This window comes from Arthrobacter sp. B0427-1-12 (genome assembly GCF_059092905.1).
In genome coordinates this window covers 1-478 of record NZ_JBNHIC010000209.1, presented here as the reverse complement: position 1 = coordinate 478, position 478 = coordinate 1, and the positions used below count along the sequence as shown (strand labels likewise).

The window sequence follows — 478 nt, the reverse complement described above, 5'->3', positions numbered from 1 at the left end:
GCCCTGTCCGGCCTGTGGATGTCGGCCTTCTACGCCCTGCCCGCCAGCGACGGCGAGATCCTCCTCATCCTCCGGCTGGTCTTCGGCTCGGCCATGGTCGCCTGCCTCGTCCTGGGTGTCCTTGCGATCGGGCGCCGGGACTTCATCGGGCACGGCGCGTGGATGACCCGCGCCTACGCCATCGGCCTGGGCGCCGGCACCCAGGTCGTGGTGTTCCTGCCCTGGATGCTCCTCATCGGTCCCACCGGCGAGCTGACCCGGGCAGTGCTCATGGGAGCAGCCTGGGTCATCAACCTTGCGGTCGCCGAGTACGTCATCCATCGCCGCCCCCAACCCTCCGCGCGCACGTCCCGCGCCTCCGGCCGGTCCACCGAGCCCCATGCAGCAGCTTCCCGATGAGAGGACGGGCGTGTACCGGGGTCCGGACCTCGTGCGGGGCGGGGAAGCACCCGCACCTTACCCAGCCCTGATGAAGCGC

1 protein-coding gene is annotated in these 478 nt (G+C 70.9%); it reads left to right on the top strand.

All coding sequences use genetic code 11. The features are described from left to right. A partial coding sequence (locus AC5RWU_RS24590; RefSeq protein WP_493986783.1) for a DUF2306 domain-containing protein occupies positions 1-399 on the top strand: 399 nt, incomplete at its 5' end. Between the last annotated feature and the right edge of the window lie 79 nt (positions 400-478).